Annotated in this window: 4 protein-coding genes; 1 reads left to right on the top strand and 3 read right to left on the bottom strand. The window is 63.3% G+C overall.

Annotated elements, in window-relative coordinates; genetic code table 11:
• Positions 1-131 precede the first annotated feature (131 nt).
• Positions 132-2285: a methyl-accepting chemotaxis protein gene (locus ABW043_RS17080; protein WP_353922398.1), complete on the top strand. Its 2154-nt coding sequence runs from the start codon at positions 132-134 to the stop codon at positions 2283-2285.
• Here the strand turns inward: ABW043_RS17080 and ABW043_RS17075 are convergent, their stop codons facing one another.
• From ABW043_RS17075 to ABW043_RS17065, 3 genes are read right to left on the bottom strand one after another with little or no spacing between them, the layout of a single operon-like run.
• Positions 2286-2972, bottom strand: a complete 687-nt coding sequence (locus ABW043_RS17075; RefSeq protein WP_353922397.1) for an aspartate/glutamate racemase family protein — start codon at positions 2970-2972, stop codon at positions 2286-2288.
• 6 nt (positions 2973-2978) lie between these two features.
• The gene (locus ABW043_RS17070; protein ID WP_353922396.1) at positions 2979-3515 is read right to left on the bottom strand and encodes an RNA pyrophosphohydrolase; all 537 of its coding nucleotides are present in this window, start codon (positions 3513-3515) and stop codon (positions 2979-2981) included.
• Positions 3516-3567: 52 nt separating this feature from the next.
• Positions 3568-4707, bottom strand: coding sequence for a divergent polysaccharide deacetylase family protein (locus ABW043_RS17065; RefSeq protein WP_353922395.1), 1140 nt, complete (start codon positions 4705-4707; stop codon positions 3568-3570).
• Positions 4708-4872: the final 165 nt, after the last annotated feature.

The following is a 4872-nucleotide window of genomic DNA, read 5'->3' as shown; positions in this document are numbered from 1 at the left end:
TTGGTGCCTAGAATTTGAGCAAGTCATTGGCGCTGCGTGATTTTGCGCCGCCGGCAAGCTTCAGTTAATGTTTCTGCCGCAGTCTTCCCCGCAACGCGGCGTTGGGACGCCGATGTTTTGTGGGGACCAGCATGTTTTCCATCCTCAGCCATTTGCGCATGACCGTTGTTATCGCGGCCATGTCGATCATCGGCATTCTTCTGGCCGGCATCACCATTCTGGGTGCGCTCTTTGTTACTCTCTCGGGCACGGTCAGCAGCGATGCCGACGACGCCATCCGCTCCTCAACCCGCATCGCGGCCCAGATCTTTCAGGTCAATCTGCCCAATCTCGAAGTGGTCGTGGACGCGACCGGCAATGTCGAGACCCTGACCGGCCGCAGCATGCCGCGCTTCCGCACCAATGACATGATCGATGCCATTGCCGGCGTCGCCGGGCAGGATGTGGCGATCTACGTTTTCGATACCGAGCAATCGCCCGATTTTGTCGTCGGCACGACAAGCCTCACCGATGAGGCCGGCGAGCGCCTTCTCGACCAGCCCATCGCCGCGGGGACGCCGCTCCATGCCGCACTGCTGGCCAATGGGGAAGTCACCGAGAACGGGGAAATCGCCGGCAAGGGCTACTTCATCCGCTATCAGCCAATCGCCAAGGCAGACGGCACCGTCATCGGCGCGCTCATGGTCGCCGTTGCCCGTGCGCCGATCGAGGCCGTGCTCAATCGCTCCATGATGGTGCTTTCGGGCATTGTCGCCCTGGCGGTGCTGGTGCTTGGTCTTGCCGCGTTCCTCGTGTCTCGCGCCATCACCAGACCCATCCCGCGGCTCTCGCAGGCCATGGCTGCGATTGCCGAGGGCGATCTCGATCACACCATTCCCTATCTCAAGAATGGCAATGAACTCGGCCTGATGGCGCGGACGGTCGAGGTGTTCCGCAGCAATGCAGCCCAAAAGGCGCTGCTCGATGCGCAGGCCCGCCAGCATGTTGCCGAAGCTGCGGATCACACCGGCCAGTTGCAGGCCATTTCCCGCTCGCAGATCGTCGTCGAGTTCAATCTCGATGGCACGGTCGCTAGTGCAAACGAGAACTTTCTCAACTTGCTCGGCTATCGCCTTCAGGACATTGCCGGCCAGCCCAACGCGCTGTTCCTCTTCGATGCCGATCCCAGGAGCCAGAGCTACCAGCAGTTCTGGCGGGAGCTGACCGCGGGTGAGTTCAAGAGCGGCGAGTATCGTCGCCGCACCCGGGCAGGCAATGAAGTGTGGATCCAGAGCACCTTCACCCCGATCTGCGACGCCGAGGGTCGTGCCTACAAGGTCGTGCAGTTCGCCACCGACGTCACATCGCGAAAGCAGTCCGTGGCAGCCCTCGGGGCCGGGTTGAAGCGTCTTGCCGATGGCGATCTGACCGGCGGCATCACCACGCCCTTCCCAAGCGAGTTCGAAGACCTGCGCCTTGCCCTCAATGGCACGGTGGAGCGTTTTGCCGATGTGATGCACCAGTTGCAGACAACCGCCAAATCGCTGCGCGTCGCCGGCGGCGAATTGCTGAGCGGCGCCAATGATCTCTCGGACCGGACGACGCGGCAGGCGGCAACCATCGAACAGACGTCGGCGGCCATGGAAGCCCTTGCGGGCACCGTGGCTGAAAATGCCGGCCGCGCCGAAGAAGCCGCGCTCCAGACCGCCTCTGTTTCCACCGTGGCGCAGGAGAGCGGCACGGTCATGGGCGCCGCGACCGAAGCCATGCAGCGGATCACCCGCTCCTCCGGCCAGATCGCCAATATTATCGGGCTTATCGACGACATCGCTTTCCAGACCAATCTCCTGGCCCTCAACGCCTCTGTGGAAGCGGCGCGGGCCGGCGAAGCGGGCAAGGGTTTTGCCGTCGTGGCTGTCGAAGTGCGTCGCCTCGCCCAGTCAACCGCGCAGGCGTCTTCGGAAGTGAAGCAGCTGGTCGAAAAGAGCGGCAGCGAAGTGCGCAGCGGCGAGGAACTGGTGGCCGCCGCCGGCGACAAGCTGATGCAGATGCTCGACGTCATGCAGCAGAACACTGCCCTTGTCGGCGCCATCGCCAAGGCGAGCCGCGAGCAGGCCGCCGCCATTGGCGAGGTCACTGTCTCGATCCAGACACTCGATGAGGTGACCCAGCACAATGCGGCCCTGGTGCAGGAAACCCACGCCGCCATCGAGCAGACCGAGGCCCAGACCCAGGCGCTCGATCATATCGTCGATATCTTTCAACTGGAGACGAAAGCGACGCCGCGCGCCCGGCATGCTGCGTGATCAGGCGAGGGCCGTGCTCACCAGTGCGCGGGCGTGAAGGTCCGTCGTATCGAAAACCGGTAGCGGGCTGACGGAATCGTCGATCAGCATGCCGATCTCGGTGCAGCCGAGAATGACCGCCTCGGCGCCCCGCGCGGCGAGGCGGCTGATGGCGTCGACATAGATTTTTCGCGACTCCTCGCGCACGATGCCGCGGCAGAGTTCGTCATAGATGATGCCATTGAGATTGGTGCGGTCGACCTCGGGGATCAGGGCCGTCAGGCCGCGCGCTTCGAGGCGCTCCCGATAAAACCCCATCTCCATGGTGAAGCGCGTACCGAGAAGGCCAACCGTCTGGTAGCCGTCGGCCAGCAATGCGTCGGCGGTCGGATCGGCAATGTGGACCAAGGGGGCATCCATGCCCTCCATCATGGTTTCGGCAACCAGATGCATGGTGTTGGTCGCAAGACCGATCACCTCGGCACCGGCCGCCTGCAGCCTCAGGGCTGAGCGGTTGAGCAGCGCACCCGCCTCGTCCCACTTGCCGGCCGATTGCAGCTCAGCGATGGGGGCAAAATCGAGCGAGTCGATCAGCACTGGCGCCGAATGCAGGCCACCGCGCCGCGCTGCCGTCTCCTGGTTGAGAATGCGATAGTAGTGAGCTGTCGATTCCCAGCTCATGCCGCCGATGAGGCCGATGGTTTTCATGGGTTCTTACGCGTGGGCAAAGCGTTGCGGGATATCGAAGAAGGCTTCCGCCACCTTCTCATAGGCGTCGCGCTTGAATGGCACGATCAGGGATGGCGTGCGCGACAGGCGCTCCCAGCGCCAAGCGTTGAACTCGGCCTTGAACTTGCCGCCGCCCGGGGTCTCGACGTTGATTTCCTTCTCGTCGCCGGTGAAGGCAAAGGCAAACCAGCGCTGGCGCTGGCCGCGATACTTTCCCTTGAAGCCCACGCCCAGGAGATCATCGGGAAGATCGTAGTAGATCCATTCTGGAGCCTCGGCGAGGAGGCTGACCGAGGTCATATTGGTTTCTTCGTGCAGTTCGCGGAGGGCGGCGCGCAGCGGGTCTTCGCCATCGTCTATGCCGCCTTGCGGCATCTGCCAGGCAAAGCCTTTCTTGGCCGACTGGTCCGGATCGCCTTCGGATTTGCGGTGCCCGAGGAAGACATTGCCCGTGGCATTGAACACTGCAATGCCGACGCAGTCGCGATAGGGCAGGGATTCACGGCTCGGGGAAGATGACATGGCTTCAGGTCTGTTCTCTTGGCGCGCTGCTCGCCCGCACGCGGGCAAGGCGCTATTGCATGAGCGCGCTGGCCGGAACCAGCGCAATGCCCTTGCTATCAAGGCCAGCCGACCATTCTGAGACGGCCTGGATGGAAATGGGCAATGCACTGACAATACCAATTGCACTGCCATGTTCCACCGCTTCAGCCTCAAGGCTGTCCAGCGCTGAGAGAATGGATGAGCGCGCCGGATTGGCGTCGATCAGCATGCTGGCGCGGGCATAAGGCACCTTGTTGGCGCTGGCGAGCTGGGCTGAAACCGAACGGTTGGACGAACCATCGTCGATATAGCCGACGCCGCGCGCGCCCAGTTCTTCCATCACCGGGCCGAAGTCGCCGGCCGAGGCGGTGAAGCGGGCGCCCATATTGTTGATGATGCCGAAATAGCCGCCAAAGCGGGCCATCAGCCAGAAGAGCTTTTCGAGGTTATCGCGCGGGGCTTCGCCGGTGAGAAGCGTGTGCGGACCGGGATCGTTCTGGGGGAAGTCGAACGGCTCGAGCGGCACTTCGAGCATGACTTCATGGCCACCGCCGCGGGCGACGGTGACGGTGTTCTGCAGTGCCTTGCCATAGGGGGCAAAGGCCAGCGTCACGAGATCGGGAAGCTGGGCGATGGCGTCGAGCGAACCCTGCTCGTTGATGCCGAGGCCGGTGACGATCAGCGCGATGCGCGGGCCGGTGCCGGCGCTCGCAGCCTCGAACGGGTATTGATAGGTGGCAAAGGGGGTCTGGCCGGTGCCGGAAATGCGCGGAATGGCGCCGTTGGCGGTTTCTTCGCTGAGCTCAGGCACGATGCCAAGACTATTGGGCGCCGAATGCGCCTCGGCGCTGGCCGTGTCGGCCGCCGGGCCGGGCACGACGGTGATCGAGCCATCGGCGGGATATTGCTGCGGGTCGGCAGTGATAGTGACGGGGCCGGAGGCGACCGAATCGGCGACGCTATTGCCGAGCTGGGTACTGGCGATCGCGGCTTCCTGGCTCGGCCGTCCGCCGGTCGGGTCGTCAACCAGCACAAGGCGGGCCACGGTGCCAATGGCGATGACGCCGATCAATCCGAAAAGGATGCGCGCTACAGGCAGGTGCGGACGGCCCAAGGCGTTCTTGAGGCGCTGTCTGCGGCCGGTCAGGGGCGTACTCAAATCATTGGCCATCGGCAGTCCGGCCCTACCCGAGAGAGAAGTAAATGGGGGCGCAACGGGGTTATTGGCCGGTTCCCCCCCCATTAAATATATATCCGGTATGGCCGGACAGACGAAGGCCAAAGTTTTTTTTTACCCCCAGACCCGCCGCAAAAACCGCCAAAACAAACCCATTGG

Origin of the sequence: Devosia sp., from assembly GCF_040509215.1 — a bacterium.
Taxonomy (GTDB): Bacteria; Pseudomonadota; Alphaproteobacteria; order Rhizobiales; family Devosiaceae; genus Devosia.
Note: the sequence above shows the minus strand (reverse complement) of the source record. Positions and strands in the feature narration are given on the sequence as shown.

Excerpts from the sequence above, each read along its gene's own strand:
- ABW043_RS17070 (WP_353922396.1), bottom strand. The coding sequence starts at position 3,515 with ATGTCATCTTCCCCGAGCCGTGAATCCCTGCCCTATCGCGACTGCGTC.
- ABW043_RS17080 (WP_353922398.1), top strand. The coding sequence starts at position 132 with ATGTTTTCCATCCTCAGCCATTTGCGCATGACCGTTGTTATCGCGGCC.
- ABW043_RS17075 (WP_353922397.1), bottom strand. The coding sequence starts at position 2,972 with ATGAAAACCATCGGCCTCATCGGCGGCATGAGCTGGGAATCGACAGCT.
- ABW043_RS17065 (WP_353922395.1), bottom strand. The coding sequence starts at position 4,707 with ATGGCCAATGATTTGAGTACGCCCCTGACCGGCCGCAGACAGCGCCTC.